Annotated in this window: 15 protein-coding genes and 2 pseudogenes; 11 read left to right on the forward strand and 6 right to left on the reverse strand. The window is 66.1% G+C overall.

What is annotated here, in order from left to right:
- The first annotated feature begins 246 nt into the window (after positions 1 to 246).
- From DDE10_RS23385 to DDE10_RS07660, 6 genes and pseudogenes are all read left to right on the forward strand, one after another.
- Complete coding sequence (locus tag DDE10_RS23385; protein ID WP_162806444.1) at positions 247 to 789, forward strand: Ig-like domain-containing protein; 543 nt, start codon at positions 247 to 249, stop codon at positions 787 to 789.
- A 2-nt stretch (positions 790 to 791) separates the two neighbouring features.
- The gene (locus DDE10_RS07640; RefSeq protein WP_114952132.1) at positions 792 to 5,105 is read left to right on the forward strand and encodes an RHS repeat domain-containing protein; all 4,314 of its coding nucleotides are present in this window, start codon (positions 792 to 794) and stop codon (positions 5,103 to 5,105) included.
- A gap of 757 nt (positions 5,106 to 5,862) precedes the next feature.
- Positions 5,863 to 6,294 (forward strand): annotated as a pseudogene (locus tag DDE10_RS24040) (IS110 family transposase); the annotation flags it as partial.
- Between the two features lie 196 nt (positions 6,295 to 6,490).
- Positions 6,491 to 6,673 (forward strand): annotated as a pseudogene (locus tag DDE10_RS24045) (transposase); the annotation flags it as partial.
- Between the two features lie 989 nt (positions 6,674 to 7,662).
- Positions 7,663 to 9,729: a TonB-dependent receptor domain-containing protein gene (locus tag DDE10_RS07655; RefSeq protein ID WP_114952135.1), complete on the forward strand. Its 2,067-nt coding sequence runs from the start codon at positions 7,663 to 7,665 to the stop codon at positions 9,727 to 9,729.
- On the forward strand, positions 9,729 to 10,910 hold the full coding sequence (locus tag DDE10_RS07660) for a PepSY-associated TM helix domain-containing protein (RefSeq protein WP_114952136.1): 1,182 nt from the start codon (positions 9,729 to 9,731) through the stop codon (positions 10,908 to 10,910). Before DDE10_RS07655 ends, DDE10_RS07660 begins: the two co-directional genes overlap by 1 nt.
- 198 nt (positions 10,911 to 11,108) lie before the next feature.
- Here the strand turns inward: DDE10_RS07660 and DDE10_RS07665 are convergent, their stop codons facing one another.
- From DDE10_RS07665 to DDE10_RS07690, 6 genes are all read right to left on the reverse strand, one after another.
- Positions 11,109 to 13,268: a TonB-dependent receptor gene (locus tag DDE10_RS07665; protein WP_284734502.1), complete on the reverse strand. Its 2,160-nt coding sequence runs from the start codon at positions 13,266 to 13,268 to the stop codon at positions 11,109 to 11,111.
- A 100-nt stretch (positions 13,269 to 13,368) separates the two neighbouring features.
- Entirely contained in the window at positions 13,369 to 15,297 is a 1,929-nt protein-coding gene (locus DDE10_RS07670) for a TonB-dependent siderophore receptor (protein ID WP_284734521.1), read from the reverse strand.
- A complete protein-coding gene (locus DDE10_RS07675; protein WP_114952138.1) occupies positions 15,297 to 16,790 on the reverse strand; it encodes a DUF3526 domain-containing protein in 1,494 nt (497 codons plus the stop codon). Before DDE10_RS07675 ends, DDE10_RS07670 begins: the two co-directional genes overlap by 1 nt.
- Positions 16,787 to 18,184 carry an ABC transporter permease subunit gene (locus tag DDE10_RS07680; RefSeq protein ID WP_114952139.1) on the reverse strand — a complete coding sequence of 466 codons (1,398 nt, stop codon included), beginning with the start codon at positions 18,182 to 18,184 and terminating at the stop codon, positions 16,787 to 16,789. The genes DDE10_RS07675 and DDE10_RS07680 overlap by 4 nt, the downstream gene beginning before the upstream one ends.
- Positions 18,181 to 18,888: an ABC transporter ATP-binding protein gene (locus DDE10_RS07685; RefSeq protein ID WP_114952140.1), complete on the reverse strand. Its 708-nt coding sequence runs from the start codon at positions 18,886 to 18,888 to the stop codon at positions 18,181 to 18,183. Before DDE10_RS07685 ends, DDE10_RS07680 begins: the two co-directional genes overlap by 4 nt.
- A gap of 13 nt (positions 18,889 to 18,901) precedes the next feature.
- Entirely contained in the window at positions 18,902 to 21,001 is a 2,100-nt protein-coding gene (locus DDE10_RS07690; protein WP_162806449.1) for a TonB-dependent receptor, read from the reverse strand.
- Between the two features lie 410 nt (positions 21,002 to 21,411).
- Here DDE10_RS07690 and DDE10_RS07695 point away from each other — a divergent pair, with 410 nt between their 5' ends.
- The 5 genes from DDE10_RS07695 (at position 21,412) to DDE10_RS07715 (ending at position 25,371) form a co-directional block, all read left to right on the forward strand.
- Positions 21,412 to 21,762: a hypothetical protein gene (locus tag DDE10_RS07695; RefSeq protein WP_162806450.1), complete on the forward strand. Its 351-nt coding sequence runs from the start codon at positions 21,412 to 21,414 to the stop codon at positions 21,760 to 21,762.
- Positions 21,763 to 21,929: 167 nt separating this feature from the next.
- A complete protein-coding gene (locus tag DDE10_RS07700; protein WP_114952143.1) occupies positions 21,930 to 24,104 on the forward strand; it encodes a TonB-dependent receptor in 2,175 nt (724 codons plus the stop codon).
- Positions 24,105 to 24,121: 17 nt separating this feature from the next.
- Complete coding sequence (locus DDE10_RS07705) at positions 24,122 to 24,586, forward strand: Fur family transcriptional regulator (protein ID WP_114952144.1); 465 nt, start codon at positions 24,122 to 24,124, stop codon at positions 24,584 to 24,586.
- Entirely contained in the window at positions 24,583 to 24,879 is a 297-nt protein-coding gene (locus tag DDE10_RS07710) for a PepSY domain-containing protein (RefSeq protein WP_114952145.1), read from the forward strand. Before DDE10_RS07705 ends, DDE10_RS07710 begins: the two co-directional genes overlap by 4 nt.
- 57 nt (positions 24,880 to 24,936) lie before the next feature.
- Positions 24,937 to 25,371 carry a MerC domain-containing protein gene (locus DDE10_RS07715; protein ID WP_162806452.1) on the forward strand — a complete coding sequence of 145 codons (435 nt, stop codon included), beginning with the start codon at positions 24,937 to 24,939 and terminating at the stop codon, positions 25,369 to 25,371.
- Positions 25,372 to 25,389: the final 18 nt, after the last annotated feature.

A 25,389-nucleotide genomic window follows, 5' to 3' on the forward strand; every position in this document is an offset into this window, starting at 1 on the left:
CCGCGTGCTGCGTAAATATGTTTGGGTTTATCTACGTGGGGGGTTGCACCACGCGTTGCTGCGAGACAAGATGCGCGTGAATCGGTTTTATAGGTTTCAAGGATCAGCTTTTTACTCCGGCTTGTCCTGAGCTGGGCGTGATGCGGCATCGGCGTCGCCGCACTGTCGGGTGCAATTCAAGTATCGGGAAATTCGGAGGGCGCGGGGGGCGCGCATGGCGCCGACTGCGCTGGGGGAATGGGGGAAATGAACAGAAAGTCCGTTTACCTGCTGGGTGTCGCCGTGGGTGCTATGGCCATCAGCGGCACCGGCCGCGCCAGCGATACGACGAGCTACAGCTACGATCCGCTCGGCCGGCTCGTGGCTGTTGCCACCACCGGTGGCCCGAACAACGGGGTCGCCGTTTCGACCAGTTACGATCGGGCGGGTAATCGCTCCGCCTACAATGTCGCAGGGAGTGTCGGAAGCCCGCCGCCACCGCCTCCGCCGCCTCCACCGGGAAACCAGGCTCCGGTTGCGGTTGCGGACAGCGGATCCATGAGTCGGTGCGGGGTTGGCTACTTCAATGTACTCGCCAACGATCACGACCCTGACGGAAATACACCGTTGCGCCTGGTAAGCGCCTCAGGTGGAGCGAGGTTCGGTGAGGCCTCTGTGGTCAACGGTCAGGTCGAATTCGTGGGTGCGGGCACGCAGGCGACTGCAACTGTCAGCTATGTCGTGAGCGACTCGCTTGGAGCGACGGCGACCGGGCAGTTGACGATCAATCTAACATTCTCCGGCTGCTAGACATGGCGAAGTTAAGGCTGGATCTGGATCCGGGCCAATCGTTGATGAAACTTGCCGAGCATCATCCGAGCAGCGCGTACGGGATTGAAGGGGGGAAAATGAAGCTTGCCACTAAAGAGGGTCGGGAAAGAACTTCCCCCCGGGAGCGCGCAACGAACATGGTCAAGGCGGGACGCCGTCGAATCGGACATATGGGCGGCATATTGCTCACGTTGATGTTCGCTGCCTTGGTCGTTCCATCAGCGGCCCTGGCGCAGGACATGCCGCGGACACTTTCCCCGCTGCGTGTCGAGCCCGATCCGAATGGCGTGAATACCGTCACGGGCGAAATAAAGATCGAGATGCCGGTCCTGTCGGTTCCGGGGGCACCCAATCTGCGATTCGATCGAATCCAGAATGCGGCGCCGCGCCTCAATGGAAACATTGAGGGTGCGGTCGGCGAGTATCAGACAGGAAGCTTCACGGTCCACACCGGTGGCGACGCGTCTGAGGCCTTTCAGTGTTTCGACAATGATTGCGGCCCCGTCACCGGGACGGGCTCCTCATTGAGCCCGAACGGGAGTCGGTATCATCAGGGCGGTACCGGCATCGTATACGAGTTCAACGTCATTCACCTGAATCAGCAGCAGGCGACCGGCAAGGTGATCGTCCGCTATGCAAATCGCATAACTCACCCCGACGGAGAAGTGATCACCATCACTTACGGATCGACCTATTCCGCCAGCCTCGGCCTTACCTTTTATCGCCCGATAAAGCTCGCGAGCAACCTCGGCTACCATATCGACATCGACTACCAAGGCGACGTCATCGGCACGATTGAATGGAACAAGCCGAGCGAGGTGACCCTGTACAACAGCGCCTCTCCGACCGTGCCGCTGGGTCGACTCACTTATAGCGGATCGACGATCACGGATCTTGCTGGCCGCACTTACGCATGTGGGTGCTCAAATGACTTGTCGGCGGACGTACAGGGAAGCTCAGGCTCGCTTCGCCTCCCCGATGAGACAACGCCGACAATCCAGGCTGTCGCTAATGGGACGAATTTCGTCGTTGCGTCCGTGACACGTGACGGTGTCCCATTCACCTATGCCTACACAAATCTGACGCGGCACGCGCCGACGCAGAGCAACCGATATACGGCTCTCACCGTCACCGGGCCGAACGGCTACTCGATGCGCTACGATATGACGCTCTCCGCATCGCGTAACGTCCTGACTCGGACGACCGACGGCCTCAGCCGCGTGACCGATTACGCCTTCGACGGCGACTATCGGCCCACGACCATCACTTATCCGGAGCGCAATTCCGTCACGGTTCAATATGACGGGATCGGGAACATCCTTTCCAGAACCGCGACTCCCAAACCAAATTCCGGTCTCGCCGCAGCGACCGAGAGCGCCTTCTATCCCACCGCGGACGTCACCCTTTGCGGCGGCGTCCATCGGGACGTGCGCTGCTATCGTCCTACGTGGACACGCGACGCCCTTCAGCGCCAGACCGACTATACCTACAACGCCAACGGTCAGCTGACCGAGATGTTGGAACCGGCCGATGCTCAGGGCGTGCGGAGGCGGACCATCATCGCATATGTGGCATCCGCAAACGGCGTCAGCCGCCGATCCGTCGTGCGAGTCTGCGGCGGCGCCACTTGCGGTACAAGTGCCGAAATCCGTACGGAATATGAATATTGGGGCAACACGCGCCTGCCCTCTCTCGAGCGGCGGATTGCCAACGGTCAGACGCGGGTGACGAGCTATACCTATGATGCGGCGGGGCGGCTGCTCAGCCAGGATGGGCCCTTGGCGGGAAGCGACGATTCGACCCACTACCGGTACGACACGCTCGGTCGCCGGACCTGGGAGATCGGACCGCTACTTCACAATGGCTATCGGACAGCGACGCGGTACACCTACCGGAATTCCGACGACAAGCCGACGAGGATCGAGGGGGGAGCGGTCAATTCGGTGACTAGCACGGCCCTTGTGCCACTGAGCCAGACTGACATCGCCTATGACAGCCGGCGCAACCCTGTTCGGGAAACCCTGTCTTCCTCGACGGGGACGCACTCCGTAGTCCAGCGCAACTTCACGAATCGCAATCAGCTCGAATGCGAGGCCAGACGGATGAACCCGGCGGTGTTCGCGTCTTTGCCTCCGAGCGCCTGCGCCCTTGGAACCCAGGGAAGCCAGGGACCCGATCGGATCACCCGCTATGTCTATGACGCGGCAGGGCAGCTGACGCACGAGCAGCGTGGCTATCTGACGTCATCGCAGCAGAATTATGCGACCTACACCTACAGCCTCAACGGCCAACGCTTGAGCCTAACGGATGCCAACGGCAACCGGGCCGAAATGACCTATGACGGTTTCGACCGGCAGCGGCGCTGGATCTTTCCGCACCCGCAAACGATCGGCTCCGTCAATTCGGCCGACTATGAGGAATATGGATACGACGTGGTCGGTAATCGCCTGTCGCTGCGCAAGCGCGACGGCCGCACGCTCACCTTCCAGTACGACAATCTCAACCGAATTACCTTGAAGACGGTGCCGGCCTCGGCGAGCGGCGCCGCCGGGTACAGCGTCGCTTATGCCTACAATGTCCTGGACTTGCAGACCGAGGCGCGGTTCGGGTCTCTGACCGGTACGGGCATCAGCAATGCCTATAACGGGTTCGGTGAGCTGCTCTCCTCGACCACGAACATGGGCGGGACGAGCAGGGCCATCTCCTATCTCTATGATGCCGCGAGTCGCCGCACCCGCGTCACCCATCCCGACGGGACCTATTTCACTTACGAATATGACGGCGCCAGCCAGCTGCGCTATGTTCGCGAGAACGGCACCACCGAGCTCGCCCGTTTCGCTTATGATGGCTGGGCTCGGCCGACCACGCGGGTTCAGTCGGCGACGGGAATCACATACACTTTCGACCCCCTTTCGCGACTAACTGGGCTGAACAACGATCTCGCCGGTACGGCCGCCGATCTAAACCTGACCTTCGGCTACAATCCGGCCTCGCAGATCACGACCCGCACCAGCTCGAACGACGCTTTTGCGATGACGTCGGCTTACAATGTGAGCCGCAGCTACAGCGTCAACGGCCTCAATCAATATACCGTCGCCGGCCCGGCGAGCTTCCTCTACGATGCTAACGGAAACCTGCGGTCGGATGGTTCGACCAACTTCGTCTACGACGCCGAAAACAGGCTCGTTTCAGCCACCGGCGGACGTACGGCTTCGCTGGTCTACGATCCGCTCGGGCGGCTGTTCCAGGTGTCGGGCGGCAGCGCCGGCGTGACCCAATTCGTCTATGACGGCGACGCCTTGGTGCTCGAGTATAGCGGCGCGAATGTGCTGCATCGCTACGTTCATGGCGGCAGTGCCGGGGCTGACGATCCTTTGATCTGGTACGATTATGCCGCGGCCCAAAGTCGCCAGACCCTCGTCGGTGACCATCAGGGCTCGATCATCGCCGTCGCCAACGCCGCTGGGAACAGCCGCGCCATCAACGGCTATGACGCTTGGGGCATCCCGAACACCACCAATCTCGGACGCTTCCAATATACGGGACAGGCCTGGATCCCCGAGCTCGGCATGTATCACTACAAGGCCCGAATCTACTCGCCGACCGTGGGACGATTCCTGCAGACGGATCCGGTGGGGTATGACGACGACGCAAATCTTTACGCTTACGTCGCAAACGACCCGGTGAACTTCGCCGATCCTGAGGGAGAGCAGCGTCAGCGGCAAGGATTTAGACCCTATGTTCCGAATGGGCCACGTACGACGTCGCAATTCTTCTATGCACGAGTCATTAGGGCGCGAGCAAACGAGGCAAGATCTGTTTGGAGTGGAGGTACGTCATACTTTCCTCATTACGTTGGCGCTCCATCCAGAGCAGATGCCGCACACGCGACAGCTGCCGTAAGGGCACTCCAGATTATTGGGCCGCAGAACTTTAACCCGCGTTCTGGCCTTCCGGCGGACCCGGCAGGGAGCGCCTTCCAGAACGTCTTGAGGGGATCATCGTTTCAGCCTACTTCAAGCGGCACTGCCCAGTTTCATTCCCCTGTGACTGGTGCTGGGGCGCGAGATGCGGCCTTTCAAGTGCTCACAGGGTCGGCACCGCAGTTCTCTGCTTCGGGGGTAGCGAGAGGGATGGTCGATTTAGGCGGAGGGATGAGGGCTAATGTCACGGCATATCAAGATTCCTCTCGTAGTGGCCCTGCGATAAATATTGGGATCACACAGTCCATCGTTCCATTGGGAAGTAATGTGCCTAGAAATATCCGGTTATTCGAAGCTAAGGTACGATATTGATGGAAATGCTTATTGATAACTGCACAGTGACACGACTTGATTCATGTCAAGGGCACTATAGCCGTGCTGCGGCATTTATGCCTAGACCCAATTTCCCTAGTCGCGCAGAGCTGTATAGATCGTCTCTCATCTATACTCCCTTCTTGGGCCGAATGATCCTTGAGCGGTCTGCTGAAATATTCAGCATAATCTCTAAAGATGGTATTGTGGAACTTGTTGCATTGGAAGACTGCTATACGGGTGAGGGGTCCACTCATGATTGCAGATTCCAGGATTGCTCAAGGGTAATATTCCAAGATGTGGATGATTTCAGAAATGGGGGATTTGACGGCCGAATAATCCTGTTCTCAACTAATGTTAATATGTTTCTCTATTTCGACTTCCTAGAATTATCTGGGATAGGATGCTCTAGAAGTAATGCGGAGGCGATACTGGACTCAAGTCTCGAAGAGCATTTCGAGGACCTTAGGTGGAAATCCTCTCAAGCTCGTGATATCGAAGAGCGAGAATATTTCGCTTCTGTTGTACAGCATGCGAAAGCTATTGTTGGTGATTAGGCATGATAGGGACTCCTTAGACGCAAGGATTTCGAACAATGAGTCCCGCGCGGGTTCCGGTGACGCCGGGTAGTTGAGGTCGGCCTATCCTCCCTATGGACTGGAGTTCCAGGGACATGGCGTAATTGAGGTAGGCCCATCCTCCTGCTGATACGAAGTCGGCGCGAAGCCGCTTCAAGGAGGAGGATGGACCCATGGCTATGTACCTCGGATTGGACGTTTCGGACAAGTCGACGCACCTTTGTGCGGTCGACGAGGCGGGCCGGATCCGTTGGCGCGGCATCTGCGCCACGGATCCCGAGACGATCGCCCGGACTATCGACCGTCATTGCGGCGACGTGTCTCGGGTGGTCCTCGAGACAGGCGCGCTTTCCTCGTTTCTTTATCATGGTCTCGTCGAACGCGGCCTTCCGGTGGTGTGCATCTGCGCTCGCCATGCCAAGGGGGTGCTGTCGGCGCGGGTCAACAAGAGCGACCCGCATGATGCCGAGGGGCTGGCACAGCTGGCTCGGACCGGTTGGTTCCGGGCGGTGCACATGAAGGATGGTGCCACGCATCTCGATCGCGCCTGTCTCAAGGTTCGCGAGCAGCTGGTGCGGGCTCACTCGGCGATGAAGAACCAGCTGCGAGGCCTGCTGAAGCTGTTCGGCCTGAGACTGGGCTCGGCCACGACGCCGGGCAAGCGCGCCGAGCGCCTCGAGGTGCTTCTCGCGCAAAGGCCCGAGCTGGAGGCGCCGCTGGCGCCGCTCGTCGCCTCCCTGGCAGGCCTGGAAGTGCAGATCGCCGCGGCTACCCGTGAGCTCAAGCGGCGCACCGCTGCCGATCCGGTGTGCACGCTTGATGACGGTGCCTGGTGTCGGTCCGGTCAACGCGATGACGTTCAAGGCCAGTGTCGAGGATCCGAGCCGCTTCGCCCGAGGGACGGATGTCGGCGCCTTCGCCGGGCTCGTCCCCAGGCGCTACCAGTCCGGCGAACGCGACACCAAGGGACGCATCTCCAAGGCCGGCGATCCCTGCAGTGCGCATACGACCGATGCGCATGCCCACCGGCAAACGGGAATGCCCAGAAGGACTCTTATATCAGGGGGAAACGATTAGGGTGTATCCGTTGAGCGGGACCACTACATAACGCGGACCTGGGGCGGGCCTGCTTGTTCCGGTTACCGTCACGTTGGTTCTGTTCCCGACTTGGTCATAAGCGTAGGTCATCTCCACACCGCTGGCCGGTCCGCTCGATTTGGCCACTTTCACTAAGCGGCCAAGTGCATCGTAGGTGTATGTCACCGTCTCTTCCGCATGCGCGGCTGACATCGGCAACATGGCGGCAAGGGCGATTGCACACGCCCGGAAGCTCCTGATCGACATAGTTCCCTCTTAGTTATTCTTGGGAGCATGCTGGCGTTTGCCCGCTCAGCATTCGCCAATTGTCTTCATTTGTCTACTTCTGAATATCTGACGGCTGACGCCGGTAGGTTCATTCGGACGGGCCGAAGCCGTTGTTGGGAATTCGGGCGCACTTGTCTTCTAACGCATTCTGCTTCATCAACGATTCGGGGCAAAGAGAGGGGCTTTGTGAGGGGAAGGTGACGTGCTCCCCTGAAATGTGACCGTTTGGCCAAAGTCCGGCTTGGGAGTACAGGAGACATGGCGTAATTGAGGTAGGCCCATCCTCCTGCTGATACGAAGTCGGAGCGAAGCCGCTTCAAGGAGGAGGATGGACCCGTGACGCATATCTACGCCGGCTGGGATGTTCCGACAAGAGCACGCACATCGGCCTGGTCGATGAAGGTGGACCGCCCCTCTGGCGCGGCGTGTGCCCGAGCGATCCGCAGGCGCTGGCCCAGATTCCCAAGACGCGCTGTCCTGCCGTTGTCAGGGGTGGTTTCGAAACGGCGCGCTTCCCTCCTTTCGCTACCGGCTTCCACCGGGAACGGCTCCCGGCTTATTGACAACGCGTCGCAATAGCGATTAGGCCCCCCGCACAAATCAGGGGGGTATCCATGTCCTGTTCCAAGCCGGTGGCGATCCTGCTCGCGGGCGTCGCTTCGATCCTGCCTTCGCCCGCTTCGGCCCAGCCGAGCGAGCCTGCGGCGTCCGAAGCCGATGCCGCGGAGGATTCGGAGGCCATCGTCGTCGTCGGCGCGCTTACCGACGTCGCCATCGGCCGCGAGGAGATCGAGCTCATCCAGGCCAATGACCTGGCCGACCTGTTCCGGCAGGTGCCGTCGGTCACCGTCGGCGGCGGCGTCGGCCTGGCCCAGAAGATCTATGTCCGCGGGATCGAGGATTCGCTGCTCAACGTCACCATCGATGGCGCGCCGCAGCACGGGACCCTGTTCCATCATATCGGCCGCGTCCAGATCGAGCCGGAGCTGCTCGAGAGCGTCGAGGTGCAGGCCGGCGCCGGCGAGGCCACGTCGGGCTTCGGCGCGATCGGCGGCGCCATCCGCTTCCGCACCCGCGATCCCGTCTCGATGCTGCGCGAGGGCCGCGACATCGGCGCGATCGCCCGCGCCGGCTGGTTCAGCAATGACGGCTACAAGCTTTCCGGCACCGTCTACGGCCGGCTGTGGGGCGATGTCGGCCTGCTCGGCTCCTTCGTCCACGTCGACCGCGAGGATTATGAGGATGGCGACGGCAATCTGCAGCGCGGCACCGCCGCGCGCCAGCAGCTCGGCTTCCTCCGCTTCGGCGGGGATCTCGGCGGTGGCCATCGGCTCGCCTTGAGCTACGAGCATCGCGACGAGGAGGGCGCCTTCGGCCAGCGTCCGAACTGGCCGGTCCTGGCCGGCGACGAGCTTTTCCCGGTCGACGGCAAGCGCCAGTCGGTCACGGCCAACTGGCGCTACGCGGCCTCGTCCTCGATCGGCGTGGAGGCGACGGGCTATTGGACGCGGTCCGAGTTCATCCAGGACCGGTTCGACCGCTGGGGCCTCTACGGCGCCGACATCGAGACCTACGGCTTCGACCTGCGCGCGCGCGTCCGCCGTGCCGGCCACGACGTCACCTTCGGCGTCGAGCATCGCCGCGACCGGGTGGCGAGCGAGTATCTGGACGATCCCGCGCGCTGGGCCGACTGGGCCTGGGACCCGGCTGTCGGCCGCTTCGCGGAACGGGGCTCGCTCCTCGGCCTCTACGTCCAGGACCGCTGGCAGGCCCTCGACAATCTCCTGATCAGCTTCGGCGCCCGCTACGATTCCTACGATCTCGACCAGATCACCTATGACGACGGCACCGACAGCGACGGGGTCAGCGTCAATGCCGGCGCGAGCTTCGAGGTCCTGCCGGGCCTGTCGCTCAACGCCGGCTATGCCGAGGCCTTCCGCGGCAAGGAGATTGGCGACGCCTTCACGCTGGAGCATCGCCCCGGCCGGCTGTCGCTGTCGCCGACCTTGCGGCCCGAACGGGTCGGCAACATCGAGGGCGGCGCCGAATATCGGCGCGGCGGCTTTCGTGCCTCGGCGGTCTATTACCGGATGGAGATCGAGGACGTCATCCTCGACCAGCTCTACAGCGGCCCGCCGCCGCAATCCTCCACCTATTACGAGAATGTCGGCGATTTCGTCGCCGAGGGGATCGAGCTGCGGGCCGGCTATCGCAGCCGGGCCTTGTCGATCGAGGGCTATTTCAACCATTACGATTCGCGGCTGAACGGCCGTCGCATCGAAGGCTACGAGCATATCGCCCTCGGCAATTCGATGGGCGACAACTGGGCAATCATCGCCGGCTACGATCCGACGCCCGCGCTCGGCTTCCGCGCGACCCTCACCCGCTACGAGGCGCTGAACGATCTCGAGGTGCTCTATCGGGACGTCGAGCTGGGCTACGTCCCCGAGACCGAGTTCATCGACAAGCCCGGCTACACGGTGGTCGACCTGTTCGCGCGCTGGCAGCCCTTCGCCACCGACCTGTTCGAGCTGCAGGCGGCGGTCTACAATCTGTTCGACGAGCGCTACGTCGCCCATGCCAGCGTCGGCGACTATAGCGCCATTCCCGATTACGAGCTCGTCCGCGGGCTGCCGGAGCCGGGCCGCAACGTCCGGCTGACCGCCAGCTTCCGCTTCTGATGCTGCCGCCGCCGCGGACGGACAGGCGCTGGCGTCCGTTCGCCAAGCTGTGGCACCGCTGGTTCGGCCTGCTCGGCGGCCTGTGGCTGCTGCTGCTCGCCGTCACCGGCTCGGCCATCACCTTCTACGAGGAGCTCGACAGCTGGCTCAATCCCGACTGGCGGACGCTGCCGGCGGCCGCCGCCGGGCCGCCGGCACCGCTGGACCAGGTCCTCGCGCGGGCGACGGAGGCGGTGCCGGGCTTCGCCCCCGGCATGATCCAGATGCCGTCCAGCGCCGACGGCACCATCTGGATGCTCGGCCGGGCGCGGCCGGGCGGCGCGCCCGCGCGGATCCAGCTCTTCTCCGATCCGCGGGACGGCGCGGTGCTCGGCTGGCGCGAGCTCGGCCGACTCTCGCTCGACCGGCGGCATCTGATGGACCTCGTCTACGGCCTCCATGTCGACCTGCTCGCCGGCCCCTGGATGACATGGTTCTTCGGCCTCGTCTCCCTGGCCTGGCTGATCGACCATCTCGTCGGCCTCTGGCTGGCCTTGCCGCGCGGCGCGCAATGGCGCCGCGCCCTCGCGCTCGGCGGGCGCCGCCGCAGCCTCCGGCGCCTGTTCGACTGGCACCGGGCGCCGGGAATGTGGAGCTGGCCGGTGACCTTCGTGCTCGCGCTGACCGGGGTCACGCTCGCCTGGCCGGTGACGAGCCGCGAGGCGGTCTCGGTCGTCGCGCCGGTCGGCGGCCGCCTGCACGAGAGCTGGCCGGACGTGGCGCCGCCGGTCGACGCGATCGGCCTCGACGCCGCGGTGGCCGCGGTCGCGCCCGGACGCGCCGGCCTGCACAGCCTCCGCCTGCTCCCCGATCACGCGGCCTATGCCGTGCGCACCTACGATCCGCGCGACACCGACTATCAGGGGCGGCTGTGGACCTATGTCTCGATGACCGACGGCCGCATCCTTGCCAGCCGCCACGACAATGGCGAGAGCCCGGGCGACCTCTTCTTCGCCTGGCAATATCCGCTCCACTCGGGCCAGGCCCTCGGCGAGCCCGGCCGCTGGATCGTCTTCGCCTCGGGAATCCCGACGGCGGGGCTCGTGATCACCGGCTGGCTGCTGTGGTGGCGCCGGCGGGCGTCCCGCCGATTCCCGCGGACCGGCGCCAGGGGCACGGCGATGCCACCCGGATCGGCGTGACGGTCGGCCGCCCGCCCGGGCCGGAGCCATTCGCCCGCCAAGCGCGGCGTCGTCGCGCCCGTCTCCGATGAGGCGTCGACGCGAAGGCCGTCGAGAGCAGGCTGCGTTCCGCTGGCTTCGGAACGGCCGCTCCAAGGCCATTGGATCGCCGCGACTTTCGAAGCGGGTCGTCAGCCGATTCCTCCGATTGCGCTTGGTCTAGAAGCGCATCTCCACCTCCGCCCCGACGATGCGCGGCGCCTCGAGGGCGCCGTAGACGGTCCCGTCCGTCCCGAAGGCCAGATTGTCGAAGCCGAGGCCGCTGAAGCGGCGAACGTTGGTGAGATTGTCGACGAACAACCGGGCCGTGAACCGCTCATTCTCATAGCCGAGCTGGAGGTCGATCATGGTCGTGGCCGGCTGGACCGCATAGCTGCGTTCGTCGAGCGCCATCGCGCCGACGAAGTTCATCGCGGCGCGCGCGAAGACACCGCTGCGATGCTGGTAGCGGGCGCTGAGATTCGCATCATATTCCGGGACGAGCTTGACGCGATTGCCGGCGAGATCCTCGATGCCGTTGAACAGATAGAGATAGGTGGCGTCGGCATAGCCGAAGCTGGCGGACAGATCGAAGCCCGGCACGGCGCGCCAGCTCGCTTCGACCTCGAAACCCCGGCTTCGGATCGAGGCCGACGATCCGATGAAGTCCGACGAGACCGGCCGGCCGGTCTCGTCGGTAAGGACGCGTATCTCCTGCCAGTTGTTCGAGTCGATCTGGAAGACCGCGCCGCTGGCCCGGAACCGTCCGTCGGCGGAGCGGACGCGAAAGCCGATCTCATAGCTCCACATCGTCTCGGAGCGATAACGCAGCACGTCCGGGTCGGTGATATTCTCCTGGGTGGCCGCGAGGTTGAAGCCGCCGGGGATATATCCCCGTGCGATCGTGCCGAAGAATGTGGCGTCGTCGGTCGGTTCCCAGGTGATCGAGAATCGCGGCAGCCAGGCGTCATCCGTCGAGGCCAGGCGCGCGTCCGTATAATAGAGGATCGATCCTCCGCCGAGATCGAGTTGCCCCTCGCGCTGAACGGCACGCTGCCGCGTGTGGTCGTAACGCAGTCCGGCGCTGAGCGTGACGTCGCGAACGAAAGCCGGCCGCCAGCGGAGCGAGCCGAAGCCGCTGAGGCTCTCGATGCTGCGCGTCTGGACGGGAGCGGCGACATAGGAGTCCAGGTCGCCCGGGCCGACGAAGGTCGACTTCTGATTGTCCTTGTCGTCACGGAAATAGGCGACGCCGGCCAGGAAGCTCAACGGCTGCTGCTGCGCGCTCGCGTAGCGAAGCTCGGCGTTGGTGACGCGCTGGTCGTTGTCGTCGCGGCCTGCCGCCGTCGGCAGGGACGTGAAGTCGAAATCGAGGCCGAGCGAGTCGGACCTGTCGCGGCGGTACGAGACGGCGGCGTCGACCGTTCCGCTGCCGACTTCATGGGCCACGCTGAGCCCAAGGACATATTCGGTCTCGTCGGTCCGCTTCGGCGCGTCGTGGAAATAGCCGTAACGCCCCGAGGGGCGGCCGCCGTTGAGCGCCCCGTAAAGCTGGTCGTAGAGCGTCCGGTCCTGGGGGAAGAAATCGTTGTCGAACAGGCCGGGCGCGTTGATGTCGAGCAGGTAGGCGGTGGCATTCAACGTCGTCCTGTCGCTCGGCGTCCAACGCAGGCGTCCATGGACGAAGCGCTCCTCGATCTCGCCCGGTTCCGTCACCCCGGCCGCGCGATTGCGCATCCAGGTCGCCTCGCGGCCATATTTGACGGCGAGCGAAGCGGCCAACGTGTCGGAGACAAGGGGCGTGCTGTAATAGGCCTCTATTCCGGCGCCGCCGGTGCCGCTGAAGAGGCTGCCGGTGACGCGGACTTCTCCTTCGGCGTCTCGCGACGGCGCGCGGGTGCGGATCACGATCAGGCCCGATTCGCTGTTGGCCCCATAGAGCGTGCCCTGGGGGCCGCGCAGGACCTCGATCGACTCGACCTGGCTCAGGACCGCGTTGGTGAGCTCGCGAAACGGGATGCCGTCGATATAGACGGCGGCGCGGTTGACGATGAACGGGTTGGACTCGACGCCGCGGATCGTGATGAACACGTTGCTGAGCTGGCCGGCCTCGTTGAACTGCACGTTCGGCACGAGATCGTCGAGCTGGCGGAAATCGCGCAGGCGCGCCTGATCGATGGCCTCCGCGTCCAGGACGGTGATCGAGGCATCGGCGTCCTGGAGCGTGCCGTCGCGCTTCTGGCCGGTGACGACGATTTCATCCGGACCCTCCGCCGGTGGCCCGGGCTGGGCGAAAGCCGGACCGGCGAACAGTCCGAACGTGAGCATTGTGAGACGCATGCGCATTGCCCCCTCGTTTGCGGCGTGAATTCCTACGTTGCGAAAGCACGGCACGCGGACCGCGCGGAGCGGCCGTCGCAGCGTCACGGCGGGGACAAGCTCAGAAGTCCACCGACAGCAGGGCGCTGACCCGCCTCTTGTCCATGAGTCCGTAGCTGTTGCTGCCGACGACGCTCCACGCGAAGCTGTTGGTCAGGTTCTGGACCTGGAGCCGCAACGTGGCCGGCGAGCGGCCAAGCCTGAAGCGGTAGCGAGCCCCGATATCGATCAGGGCATAGGGGTCGAGCGTCACGACGTTATCACGAGAGGCGGGCCGCTCGCCGAACCAGGAAAGGGCAAGATCGACCGAGACCCCTGGCAGGAAAGGCAGCCGCCAGTCGGCATTGCCGCGCAGGATCGTGGCGGCCTGTCCGAGCGGTCGCCTGCCGACGCGGCCGAGCTCGACGGCCTGGCCGGTGACCCGCGGCTGCATGAGCACGGCGCCGAAGACGATAGCGAGATCGTCGGTCAGGCTGCCGGACAGGCTGAGCTCGGCTCCACGGTGCCGGACCTCCCCCAGGATGGTGTAGACATTGGCCTCGTCGGTGCTGAAATACGGCTTGCGCACGTCGAACAGGCCGGCGACCAGCCGCAGGCGAGGCGCGATCGACCAGCGCAGCCCCGCATCGGCCTGGCGGGTCCTGATCGCCGGCAGCGCCTCGTTGCGGTTGGCGGCATTGTTGGGCGCAAGGCCGCTTTCCTCGAGGCCTCGCGTATAGCCTGCGTAGAGCGCCACCGCCTCGCTCAGGAAGGCCGCACCGGAGGCATAGAACAGCCACGGGTCATCCTCGGCGCGGGCAGTGAGGCCGTCCGGGAGTTCGACCGATTTTCTGTAGTCGGTTCGCTGAATGCCGAGGCTGAGCTGGCCGACCTGTCGCCAACGCCCTTCATAAGCGAGGCCGACGGTGGCCTGGCGGACGCGATCGCGGGTGAGCTCTCCGAATTCGAAGCGCGTCGGCTCGGGCGCCGCGACGGGCTCGCCGAGCTGGCGTTCCCCAAGATCGAGGGCGGGAGCCGCTCCGCCGTAGCGGCTGTCGAGCCGGCGGGCGCGAACGAGCGCATGGAGAGTGTGAAGCCGGGTCCCGTCCGTGAAGCTCCGGCTGGCGCGAAGCTCCCCGCTGGTGGAGGCATAACGCTGGCCGGGATCGGCGATCACGCGTTCGCGGGTGCGGCCGTCCGCGGTCGTGTCGACGAAGAGCTCGGCGAAATTCTGCTCGTTCTCGAAGATCGAGCGGAACAGGCCTCCGGCGATCGACCAGTGCTCGCCGATGCGGGCCTTGGCGATGACCCCCGCATTGACGCTGGCGCTGTCCTTGGCCGCCCATCGCTGTCCGAAATAGGTGCGTCGGCGCACCTCGGGCGGGGCGAAGGGACCCGCGGTGACGATCGTCGGCGCGACTTCCTCGTCCCGGCCGACGGTCGCGGACCAGAAGGGGACGATCTCGACAGCGTCGCTCGGCCGCCAACGCGGGACGATCGCCGCGCGCAGATACTGGGCGTCGGCGCCGTCATAATAAAGCTCGTGGGCCCAGGACGCACCAAATGCCGCCCCGAGGCGCGACCCGATGATCGGGACCTGCGCGTCGATCTCGACGCTGGGACCGCCATAAGCGAGGCTTCCCGCGACGACGCTGACGATCGTCTCGTCGCCGACGTTGCGCAGGCGATAGTCGACGATCCCGGTCGGGGCGGGGAATGGATAGCCCTGCGCACTGAGGCCGACGCGGATGGTCGAGCCGCTGACGAGACGATTGGCGAGGTAGCCCTGGCGATCGAGATAGATGCCCTCGATGCGGACGTTTCCGGCGCTGACGGGCGAGAAGCCGCGCACCTGGCTGCTGCTGTACAGGCCGATGCTCTCGTTGCCGATCGACGTCCCGAACGCGTCCTCGGCCGCGGTGACGGCATTGTCGCTGGTCCGCTGTGCGGAGGCGGGAGACGGGATGACGGCCAGGGCGCTGCCGGCCAAGAGAAGTCCGAAAGGCCTCATCACGACACCCGCCATTCGCGCATCCGCGACAGACCAAGCGTTCCGGCCAGGCCGGCAAGCAAGCCGAGCCAGGCCGCGAAGGGAAGGACGCGGGCAAGGCGATCGCTCTGTGCCGGCTCTTGGAAGACGAAGGCGGGGAGCGTCAGCGGCTCGGGCAGGTTCAAGCGCCCCCGCATCGTGCGCGGCAAAGCCGGCGCGGGGCGGGTGATCTCCCTCTGGACCAGCGGGTGGACGCGCCGGCGCAGGTCGAGCTGGAAGTCCCTGGCCTGGCTCTCGAACGCCCGCTGCCGAGCGGGGTCGGTCCCGGCGAGGGTAGCAAAGGCCGCCTCCAGGCCCAGTGTGGGCAACAGATAGGCAGCCGCGCCGGCAATCTCCTCCTGGCGTTCGCGATGCGCTTCGATGGGAGCCTTGAAAGGCGTCAGCCGGCGCTCCGTCTCCGGGATGAGGAAGCTGAGCCGGGTCGCATAGTCGAGCGTCCCGACCCGGTCGCTGTGCCGCCTGAGGTCCGGCCGCGCGGCGAAGGCTCTGGCGAGGATCAGGTCGCGCTCGGCCTGGACCTCGTCGCTCACTCGCCGCTGAACGTCGACATAAGCGACCGCCGAGGGCGCGGGATCGAGAAGGCCCGCCACCGCCGAGCCGGCGAGCGGCAGGCCGATCGTCAGCGCCGCCCAGATGGCCGCGAAGGATCCGAGCGCCGCGCCGGCGCCCGGTTGGCGGGCGAGCACGACCAGCGCGATCCCGGTCCAGAAGAGCATGTATAGGAGCGTCGCGGTCAGCGCGGTGAGAAGCGGCGCCGTCGCCTGGGCCAGCGGCACGCCGGCGAGGACCAGGGCCCCGGTCATGGCCGCCAGGACGACGGGGATCGCCCAGGCGAGGATGGCCAGAACCCGCGCGCCGGTCCAGCTGCGCGGCCCGACCGCTTGGGCTGCGACGAGCCGCAGCATGCCGCGATCGCGCTCGAAGGTCACCAGCAGGGCGAAGAGCAGGAGGAGGCCGATGGGAAGCAGGAACACGATCGCGAAGGCGAGGTCGAAACGTCCGAGCGCCAGTCCGCGCGGATTCTCGAAATCGTAGGTGTCGCCGAAGCCGAACAGGGTATTGAGCTTGATCTCGAGGCGGGTCGGCGCGAGGTCGCTCACTCCCGACGCCAGCGGAGACAGTGCCAAATGGGGCTTCAAGGCCCATCGGCGAACGAAATACTCGCTGTAGCCGGCTACATCGGTGGGATCCTGCCAATAGGCCACCTCACCGGCACCGGCGGAGATCGGCGCATGATAGGCGCGGGCGCGCTCGCGGGTGCTCGCCTCCCAGTCGCGCTCCGCTTGCCGCGCCCGCTCGATCGCGGCTTCCTGTGCGGAGTGAAGCGCGGCCGTGTTGACGGCGCCCCAGACGAAGCTCGAGGCGATGATCAGGAACACGGACCAGAGCAAGGGAGACCGTCCGGTGCGGCGCCATTCCCAGGCGAAAAGATCGACAAACCGAGGGGCGGTCATGGCCTCAGCCTCCGCGACACGATGGCGAGCAGAATGGCGGCGGCAACCAGCCAGGCGAGGAGCGCCGCATAGGCCGGCAGCGCGGAGGACGAGCCGTTGCCGAGAGCCGGAGGCGGATAGGCGAAGGTCGGCACTTGCGACCACAGGCTCTGGTCGTTGGTGTGCCGCTCCGCCCCGTGCGCGCGGTGCGCCATGCCGTCCGAATTCATGCGGTTGACGAGGTCGCGTCGATAGCGCTCGGCGACGTCGATGAAGTCCCGGTGATGGCTGAAATCGGTTCCTGCGGCGGAGGCGGAAGCGGCCTGCGCCGCGATCGTCGGCGACAGGAAGCCCAGCGTGGCGAACAGGCGATCCTGGGAAGCGACCTTGGCATAGAAGCCGCCGAGCACCCGGTCGAACACGGCATGGCTGTGACGCTCCATCAGGTCGAGCTCGGCCATTCGGGGATTGGGAATGTCCTCGATCCGGCTGACGCCGTGGCGCCGAAGCAGGAGCGCCCGGTTGCGCGCGGCCTGCTCGTCCGACCAGAAGGTCGGCGCTTCTTCCGCCAGCTGCTGGCGCACCGCCTGGCTGGAAGGGAGCGGGCGCGCCGCCTCGACCGTCCCGCTGGCGACGCGGGGCAGCGCCAGCGCGAACAGGATCCACAGCCCGAACAGGCCGGTAAGCGCGAGCCGTGCGTTGCCGAGCCATAAGGACAAGGCGATGCCGACGGCCGAGAGCAAGGCGAGATAGCTCGCCATGATCCCGGTCCAGACGAGCGCACGCCAGAAGAGGTCGGCGCCGAGCGCCCCGCCGAGGACGGCCCAGGCCAGCGCCGCCAACGTCACCGGGACGACGAGGAGGCCGGCCGCGGCCGACCAGACGGCGACGGCCTTGCTCATGACGATGGCGCGCGGATGGACCGCGGCGCCCAAGGCGAGGCGCATCGTTCCGCGCTCCCGGTCCTGCGCCACCAAAGTGAAGGCGAGCAGGAAGATGATGAGTGGCCCGAAGCCGGTGATGAGCGCGGACGGGCTGGCAAAGCCGATGCGCTGAAGCAGCGACGCATTCTGCTGCGGCCGGTAAAGCATGTCGTTCTGGTGATGCGCTTCCAGCCAGACGGACTGTCCCACGAACGGCTCCACCCCCGGGTCCAGCGGTGCCAAGGCCGGCGACGGCTTGAAGGCGAAGATGCTGTAATGGGCGGCACTGTGCGGGTCCTTCTCGCCCTGGCCGACCCAGCGTGCCCGTTCCGCGGCCGACACGGCCTGCTTCTCCGCGTTGGCGCGGTGGGCCTGGCTGGCAATGGCGCCGAAGGAGAGAAGGACGAGGGCGGCCAGGGCGAGGAGCGACCACCAGGCGCGGCGGTCGCGCCTGAGGATCGCCAGCTCGAGGCGGACCAGCGACAGGATCATGCCGCCAGCCTTTCCAGATAGAGCTGCTCGAGCTCGATCGGCCCGATCGTCGCGGCGTCGCGTTCGTCGACGAGGCACCCCGATCGCAGGATGCCGAGACGATGGGCGACATCCTTCACCCGGAACAGGTCGTGCGTCGCCATCAGGATCGCGAGGCCGCGCTGCGAGGCGGCACGGATGACCTCCGAAAGATCGTTGGCGGCGCTGGCGTCGAGCCCGGACGTCGGCTCGTCGAGCAGGAGCAGGCGCGCCTCCTTCGCCAGCGCGATCGCCACGCCGACCTTCTGGCGCATGCCCTTGGAGAAGCCGGATGCGCGACGCTGGTGCGCGTCCTCCTGCAGGCCCGCATCGCCAAGCAGCCGGCGGGCGGTGGCCGGATCGATCCTGCGCCCGGCCAGCAGCGCGAAATAGGTGAGGTTCTCGACCGCGGTGAGCGCCGGGTGCAGCATCACCGTCTCGGGCAGATAGGCGGTGCGCGCGCGGGCCGCCAGCGGATCGGCCACGGCGTCGATCCCGTCGACATGGATGCGGCCGCTGTCGGGCTTGAGGAAGCCCAGGATCATGTTGAGCGTCGTGGTCTTGCCGGCGCCGTTCGGCCCGAGCAGCGCATAGACCTCGCCCGGTTCGAGGGCGAGGGAGAGTCGGTCGACCGCCCTGCCGCCGTTGAAGCTGATCGAGACCTCTTCCAGTCGGAGCGCAGACATTTCTCGTCCTCCCTCAGAAGCGGGTTTGCAGGCTGATTTCGACGCTGCGGGGGGCACCGACCTGGAACTGGGTGGTCGAGACGTCCGAATAGTCGACATAGAAGGCATCGGTGAGGTTCCGGCCGCGCAAGGTCAGCTCGCCGAAGGCAAAGCGGTAGCCGATCGCCGCGTCGATGGTCGTGTGGCCCTTCGCACGGATGCTGTTGGCATTGTCGGTGTAGAAGCCGCCGGCATGGCGCAGCCCTGCGCTCAGCGTCAGCGGAATGGAGTCGAAGCTGTAGAAGGCGAACAGGTTGGCCACCGTCTGAGGAATCCGGGGCGGCGTGTTGCCCGCGCGGCTGATCCCGCCGGCCTCGACGAGCTCGTCGAACTCGGCATCCAGCCAGGTCCAGTTCGCGTCGACCCGGAGCCGCGAGGTGACGGCCGCCGACAGCGAAAGCTCGACGCCGCGCGAGGACTGACGGCCGCCCTGGACGCTGAGCGTCGGGTCGTTCGGGTCGCGCGTGACGATATTGTCCTGAGCGATATGGTAGGCGGCGAGCGTGAGGTCGATGCGATCGTTCCAGAAGCTGCTCTTGAGTCCCGCCTCCACCGACTCCCCGGTCGTGAGATCGAAGCGCGCGTTGGCGAGCGAGAGCAGCAGGAAATTGCCGACCGGGACGATGGCACGGCTGTACTGGGCGAACAGCTGGACCTTGGGCAGGACGTCGTAGACGGTGCCGACGCGCCAGGAGAGGGCGCCATAGTCGCGGTCGATCTGCGTCGCCGGCGCGATCCGGCGGGAGAAGTCGATCCAGTCGTAGCGGGCGCCGCCGGCGAGGAGCCATTCGGGCGTGAGGTTGAGGGCATTTTCGGCAAAGACCGAGCTCACCTTCACCTGTGCGGTTGAGTTGATCGGCGGCAGGGGGGCGCCGCTGCCGCCGGGGAAGGTGCCCCGCACCGGGGCGAACGGATCGACCGAGGTCGTGGTCGAGAAGTAGCGCCGCGTGGCGAATTCGAGATTGCTGAACTCCGCACCGATCGCGAATCGATTGCGCAGGCCTCCGATCTCGACGTCGCCGCTGATCGACGGGCGCTCGACCAGATAGTCGATGTCGTGGGTGATGATCCCGGTTGTGCGGTCGATCAGGCCGGTCCCGCTGTTGTAGCTGAAGATCTCGGCGTTGATGAATCGGCGGTCCGAATGAAATCTGCTGAGATGATTGCTGAGCGTCAGCTGATCGCTGAGCTCGTAGGTGAGCCGTGACCTCAGCCACAGGGTTTGCGAGTCGAGGACGCCGTCGGCGACGTTGAAATTGGTGTCGCGAAGCGCCCGGTCGATGACCAGGCCGCCCGGCCCGGTCGCCGCGTTGGAGGGATTGCGGGCGACGGCGGCGGGGATCAGGGGCGTGCCATAGTCCGCCGTGTCATAGTCGTCCTCGTTATAGTCGGCCGCGACATGGATGGTCAGCCGATCTGCCGGTGTCAGCAGAAGGCCGACGCTTGCGGCCAGGAGTTCGGAATCGGTGTCGTCCACGAACCCGCTCGTCCGGCCGAAGCTGCCGACGCCGCGCACCGCCGCCCGGTCGCCAAGGGGAAGGTTGACGTCTCCCGCGAGCCGGACGGTGTCGAAGCTGCCATAGCTGGCCAGCGCCGCCAGGCTCGTCCTCCCGAGCCGTGGACTTTTCGGGATGAGATTGATCGCCCCTGCGAGCGCGCCTTCGCCGTAGAGGACGGAGGCCGGGCCCTTGAGGATCTCGATCCGCTCGTAGAGCCAGCTGTCGCTGGCGCGCGAGAAGATGCCGGGCGTGGCGACGCGGACACCGTCATAGAGAAGGCCGACCGAGCCGCCGGTGAAGCCGCGCATGGTCGGGACGCCGGGGCTGGTGGCCGGAAGCGAGGAGGTCACGCCCGGCGCTCGGTTCAGCGCCTCGACATTGGTACGAGCGCCGAACTCTCGGATCTGCCTTTCCGAAAGGATGTCGACGATCGCCGGGGTCTCGCGGGCGGTGAGGCCGAGGCGGCTGCCGGTGTCGGTCGGCGCATCGAGCAGCAGCTGCCGATCGGCCACGCCGGTGACGATGATCGCCGGATCCTCATTCTCCTCCGCGAAGGCGACCGCCGGCAGGAGCACAGAGATGGCCGCACTCCATGCGAGCGCGCGGCTGCCGCGGCTCAATGGACCGGCCGCGCGCGGCCGGCGTCTGATACTCTTCCCCCCGATCAATGTGGGCTCCCATGCCATTCGTTGCGTAACGAGGGCGTCGGGTAACGATATCACATAACACGAGTCAACTCGCCGTTGCGTTTTTTCGCGGGTGCCGGGGCGCCATGGCGCGCGGCCGGTCGCCGGATCGCCGGAAAGTTCCGTATCGAATCAGGGCGATGAGCCTCGAGACAGAGGTCCGGCGGGGGTGCGCCTCGCCAGCCCGCTCGCCAAGCCAAGCGGCGTCACGGAAAGCCTCCGGCACGTCGGCGGCAGGCGAGCGACGAGGCATTCCGGATCGCCTTGCCCGATCCGGCCGTGGATGTTATCTCATCACGGTGCGCCATTTGCTCGCCCTGATCATCATGTTCGCGCTCGCCGTCACCAATGGGCCGGCGGTTGCGGCGGCGATCTGCCAGCATGGCAGTGCGAGCGCTCATGCCGAGGCGATGCACAGCGCCGACCTCGGCGTCGCCGCCGGCGCGCAGGCCGAAGAGGAACACCGCAAGGCCGCCAAGCAGGGTTCCCTTGCAGACGGTGGCGCCGCACTGGTGGCGGGCTACATGCTCCCGCCCGATCAGGCCGTCCTTCCGGTTGCGCTCTCCGCATCCCTTTCCGGTCCGGCCGGCGATCCGATGCCATTGGGCGGACGCATGCTCCGGCCCCTGCTGCGCCCACCGCTGGCCTGATCCCTCGGTAGCGGCGGATAGCCGCTGCCTCGTGCTTGTCGGCGCTGCGCGGCTTCGGCCGACAGACGCGCTTGTGCGACTGACCTCCCCCTTCTTCAGCGCGGGCGCGCCGGTGCGGCGCGACCGGCCAAGGCGCCCGAAGGCGCCCAACCGAACGGAAACCATCAATGCCTCGCTTGCCTCTCCTCACCGGCACTGCCGTCATTGCCCTCTTCTCGCAGAGCGCCGCAGCCCAGGGTTCCGGCGACCGCGCGGCTTCCGCAGCCCCGGATTCAGTAGCCGCGTCTCCTCACGAGGAGTCGCAGTCGATCATCGTCACCGGCAATTATGTTCGCGACCTCAGCCTGCTCTCGGGCTCCTCGGTCCTTGCCGGCGAGGACCTCGTCCGGGACATGCGGCCGCAGCTGGGCGACACGCTCGCGCGGCTGCCGGGCGTCTCGGCGACTTCGTTCGCGCCCGGGGCGTCGAGGCCGGTCCTGCGCGGCTTTCAGGGAGAGCGCGTGCGCGTGCTTACCGACGGGATAGGGTCGATCGACGCTTCGAACACCTCGGCCGACCATGCCGTCACGATCGACCCGCTCATTGCCGAACGGATCGAGGTGCTGCACGGCCCGGCGGCTCTGCTGTTCGGCAGCCAGGCGATCGGCGGCGCCGTCAACGTGCTCGACCGGCGCATTCCCCGCGCCGTGCCCGACGGCGGCATCCACGTCGACGTGATCGGCGCCTATGGATCGGCCGCCGACGAGCGCAGCATCGGCGCCGCCGCCGATGCAAGGCTGGCCGAGGGTCTCGTTCTTCACGTGGACGGCAGCTATCGCAACACCGACGACCTTCGCGTCGGCGGCTTCGTGCTGTCGCCCGAGCTTCGCGCCGAGCAGCTCGAGCTTGCCGAAGAGGAACTCGAGGAAGGCCATGTCGAGGAAGCCGAGGAGGCGCTCGAGAATGCCGCTCGCCGCGGCCGGATTCCGAACAGCGCGACCGAGCAGAAGACCCTCGGCGCCGGGCTCGCGCTGATTCGCGATGGCGGAAGCCTCGGCTTTTCCGTCAGCTGGTTCGACAGCGATTACGGCGTTCCGGGGCGGCCGGGCGCCGGCCACCATCACGGCGAGGAAGGCGAGGAAGGCGAGGAAGGCGAGGAAGAGCCCGAGGAAGGCGAGCACGAGCATGGGCACGAGGCGGTGACGATCGGCCTCGAGCAGCTGCGCCTCGACCTTCGCGGCCATGTCGAGGTTGGCGGGACCTTCCTCGACCAGCTGCGCATCCGGCTCGGGGCGGCCGATTATGAGCATACCGAGTTCGAAGGGGACGAGGTCGGCACCATCTTCCGGACGGAAGGCATGGAGGGACGGCTCGAGCTCGTCCAGGCCGCCCGCGGCGGCTGGCGCGGCGTCACCGGAGCGCAGCTGCTGGTACGCGACTTCGAGGCGATCGGCGAAGAAGCCTTCGTCCCGCCGAACCAGACCAGCCAGATCGGCCTGTTCACCCTGCAGGAGGTCTCCCTCGGCAGCGTCGAGATCGAGTCGGCGGCGCGGTACGAGCATAGCGACATCCGCTCCAACGCGGTCGCTTTCGACCGCAGCTTCAACGCCTTCTCGGCGGCCGTCGGGGCCGCCTACGTTCCGTCGGAGCGGCTTCGCATCGGCATCAACGCGTCGCGTGCCGAGCGCGCGCCGTCTGCCGAGGAGCTGCTGTCGGACGGGCCCCACATCGCGACGCAGGCCTTCGAGCTCGGCGACCCGACGCTCGACAAGGAGAAGAGCTGGGGCCTGGAAGCCTATGTCCGTGCGCAGGCGGGCCCGGTCCGGCTGCGCGCCAGCGCCTATGCCAACTGGTTCGACGACTATATCTACCAGTCGGCCACGGGCGAGGAGGAGGACGAGCTGCCGGTCTTCCAATATTTCCAGCGCGACGCCCGCTATTACGGTTTCGAGGCCGAGGCCTCCGCCGACCTGTTCCGCATCGGCGACTTCACGATCAGCGGCGATCTGGTTGCCGACTATGTCCGCGCGACGATCGACGAAGGCGGCCCGGCTCCGCGCATTCCTCCGCTTCGACTGCTCGCCGGCCTCGAGGCCGGGTCGGACGCGCTGACGGGCCGCGTCGACGTGGAATGGGTCGACGATCAGGACCGGGTGGCTCAGCTCGAGACGCCCACCGACGGCCATACGCTGGTGAACGCCTCGCTGGCGTGGCGGCCTTGGGGCCGGCAGCGCGAGGCTGTCCTGATACTGTCGGCCAACAACATCTTCGACGTCGATGCGCGCCGGCACGCCTCTTTCACCAAGGACTTCGTTCCCCTGGCCGGCCGGGACTTGCGGATCAGCGCCCGTTTCAGCTTCTAGCCGCGGGATCCGCGACCATGGCCGAAGCGGGCAGCCCGGGCGGCCGCCTGCCGCTCGAGGCATATCTTGCGGAAGGGGAGCGCCAGGGGATGATCTGGACCCGGATGCGCCGCGCCGTTCTCGAAGGCGCCTGGCGCGCCGGCGCGCCGGTCGGCGCCTATGATCTGCTCGACCGGCTGCGACGGGAAAGCGGCCGGGCTCATCTCGCCAGTGTCTATCGCTGCCTGCAGGCTCTGCAGGCGGCGGGACTGGTCGTCCCGGTCCTGAGCTGGAAGCGCTTCCTCCTGTCGCCCGATCCGCGCGTTCGGCTCTGGGGGCTGCTCCTGTGCGATCGGTGCCAGACCTGCCTGACGATCGATCTGACATCCATGATCGCGCAGCTGGACCGGCGCGCCCGGGAACAGAATTTCTCTCCCGGCAGCCATGCGATCGAGTGTCGCGGCCGCTGCCGGACCTGTCGCGGCAAGGGAGGGACTTCATGAAGCCGACGCTCGGCCCCTCGGCGGGCTTGCTGATGCTATGCGTGGCCTCGGCGGCCATGGGACAGGTGCCCGACCATGTCTTTCTCCAGCGCGACACGGCGGCCGGGAGGGTGCTTCCCCTCCCGGAAATCCTTCAGCGTCTGCGTGCGCAGACGGCGGGCTTGCGGCACATCGGCTCCGAATATGATCCGCGGACGCGGAGATATCGCCTCAAATATCTGCGCGAGGGACAGGTCGTGTGGATCGACGTCGATGCCGCGTCGGGACGCGTTCTCGGCCGCGCATCGCCATGATGTCGCTGCCTTCCGTCCGACGATCCTTCCTCGCCAACATTCGCCAGAGAGGCAATGATGATCATCCGTACCTCAATCGCCCGAGGCTGGGCGGATCTTCTCGCGGTCGGTGCGTCGGCCGCGTGCCTGATCCACTGCCTGTTCCTGCCGGTCGTCGTCGCCTTCGCGCCGGCCCTGACGACGCTTCTCAGCCTCCCCGAGGCGTTCCATTTGATCGCATTTCTCTTCGCCGTGCCGGTCAGCGGCTGGGCGATGGCCAGAGGGTACAGGCTTCACGGCGCCGCCCAGCCCGCGCTCGTGGGCGCGATCGGGCTTGGGGCACTGGGGCTGGGATCGCTTGCCGGCTCGTCCTGGCTGGTCGAGACGGGCTGTACGATCGCCGGCAGCATCCTCCTCGCCTTTGCCCATCTCCGCAACTGGAGGCTCAACAACGAGCGGCTGAGCCGCGCTCTCTCCCGCGAGGCTGACTTGAACGCCGCGCCCCGGGCCTAGCCTGTCGAGTTCCGGAAA

The organism is Sphingosinicella terrae (assembly GCF_003347635.1).
Taxonomy (GTDB): Bacteria; Pseudomonadota; Alphaproteobacteria; order Sphingomonadales; family Sphingomonadaceae; genus Allosphingosinicella; species Allosphingosinicella terrae.